The sequence below is a fragment of the Thermoflexibacter ruber genome, from assembly GCF_900113045.1.
GTDB lineage: Bacteria > Bacteroidota > Bacteroidia > Cytophagales > Thermoflexibacteraceae > Thermoflexibacter > Thermoflexibacter ruber.
In genome coordinates this window covers 1-2116 of sequence record NZ_FONY01000106.1, presented here as the reverse complement: position 1 = coordinate 2116, position 2116 = coordinate 1, and the positions used below count along the sequence as shown (strand labels likewise).

At 35.6% G+C, this 2116-nt stretch carries 2 protein-coding genes; both read right to left on the bottom strand.

Features of this window, described 5'->3' with window-relative positions; translation table 11 throughout:
* Window positions 1-338: 338 nt before the first annotated feature.
* Entirely contained in the window at window positions 339-1751 is a 1413-nt protein-coding gene (gene rlmD / locus BM141_RS22325) for a 23S rRNA (uracil(1939)-C(5))-methyltransferase RlmD (protein ID WP_317039505.1), read from the bottom strand.
* A 146-nt stretch (window positions 1752-1897) separates the two neighbouring features.
* A partial coding sequence (locus tag BM141_RS23345; protein WP_177217523.1) for a hypothetical protein occupies window positions 1898-2116 on the bottom strand: 219 nt, incomplete at its 5' end.

The window sequence follows — 2116 nt, the reverse complement described above, 5'->3', positions numbered from 1 at the left end:
TGGAAAAAACACCAAACATAAAAGCATATCCACAAAAATTAGAGGACAAACAAATTGTATTTATTCAAGAAAATGTAAAATAATTCACGTTATTAGCTAATTTAGAAAAAGACATGGCTCGATAGTTTTGTTGAAAAATAGATAGTAGTACGTTAAGAAAGTATGCTTTGTTGTTTTGCTTGGAAAGGCAGCCTAAATATAATGCTTTATTTTCCGAGATTTTAAAATTCTATGCCCTCAGTACGCAGAAGTTGGCGTTGGTGTAAAAGCAAGGAATATAAAGCGAAGTTTACATAATAACAACTTCGCTTTTCTTTAAAAAGGAATAGATTAGCTGTTTATTTCCTTAGTTCCAAAACTACAATATTTTCAACGTGATGAGTATGAGGGAACATATCTACGGGCTGTACGACGGTAATCTTATACTTCTCATCTAATATCGCTAAATCTCTGGCTTGAGTAGCCGGGTTACAACTGACATAAACTATCTTAGGGCAAGCAATCCTCAATAACATTCCAACTACGTCAGGGTGCATTCCCGCTCTTGGGGGGTCTGTAATGATGACATCTGGAAAAGGGTGCTTGCTCAAAAAGTCTTCGTTCAGCATATCGGCAATATCCCCAGCATAGAAGGAAGTATTGGTAATGCCATTGAGCTGAGCATTAATCTTGGCATCTTCTATGGCTTCGGGAACATACTCTATCCCAATGACTTCCTTAGCATTTTTAGCCACAAAGCAAGCAATAGAGCCTGTGCCTGTGTAGAGGTCATATACTATTTCTTTGCCACTCAAATTGGCAAACTCTCTCACTTTATTGTAAAGTACCGCTACTTGGTAAGAGTTGGTTTGGAAAAAGGACTTAGGGCTAATCCTGAATTGTAAATCCTCAATATATTCTGTAATGTGTGGCTTTCCCCAGTGCAAAATCATCTCTTGGTCTTGGTAAGTGTCATTAGGTTTTTGGTTAATGACATAATATAAAGAAGTTATTTCAGGAAAATGATTTTTCAAAAAATCCATAACAGAGAGAATCTGCTCCTTATTGTTCTCATAAAACTGCACAATCACCATGATTTCCCCAATACTCGTTATGCGAATTACCAAATTACGCAACAAGCCCTTGTGTAACATCAAGTCAAAAAATGTCAGGTTGTTCTCTAAGGCAAACTTTCGCAAAGCTAAGCGAATAGTATTGGACGGTTCTGCTTGCAAATGACATTCTTTCAAGTCAAGCACTTTGTCAAATCGTTGGGGAGCATAAAAGCCCAGCCCTACTTCTTCTTCCAAAAATTTATCGGAATTGATTTCTTCTTCTGTAAACCAACGCTGGTTAGAAAAAGTAAAATTGAGTTTGTTCCGATAATATTGAATCTTTTTAGAACCTAAAATCGGTTGTATTTCAGGAAGTTCTACTTTCCCTATGCGTGTTAGGTTATCAACTACTTGTTGCTGTTTGAATAAAATCTGATACTCATATTGCAAATTTTGCCACTGGCAGCCTCCACATTCTCCAAAATGCTGACAAAAGGGCTTAGCACGCAAAGGTGAATACTCATGGATTTGAGTTACTTTCGCTTCCATGAATTTAGACTTTTTTTTGATAACTCTTAGGTCTGCTACATCTTGGGGGACAGCTTTCTGCACGAAAATTACCTGTCCGTCCAGTTTTGCAATGCTCTTACCCTCAGCAGCAAAATCCGTAATTTTTACCTTCTCTAATAGTATTTCCTTTCGCTTTCTTGTCATCATCTATATTTTAATTTTTAAATAATGATTTTCAACTACTTCAACGTTTCTAAAGCTTTTTTAGTGCCTTGATTTTTGCTTCTGCATCTGCTTTCTTATTGCGTTTGTTATATACGATTTCAGCTCTTATTGAAAGCAAACAGATTTTTCTATATTTGATTTCGCAAGTATTGATAATGCTCGTTATTTTCTAAATCAGTAAGTTGCACATTGAAATACAAGCAAAATACCAAGTCGTCTATTTCTTTCTTGATTTCAGTTTGCCTGTTTTCGTCTGTCAAAACTACATTTTTTAAACTTTTCAAAGTGATATTTCCTGTATTTTCTTTGGCAAACTTTTCTACTAAATGTTGGTCTTTTTTGATATT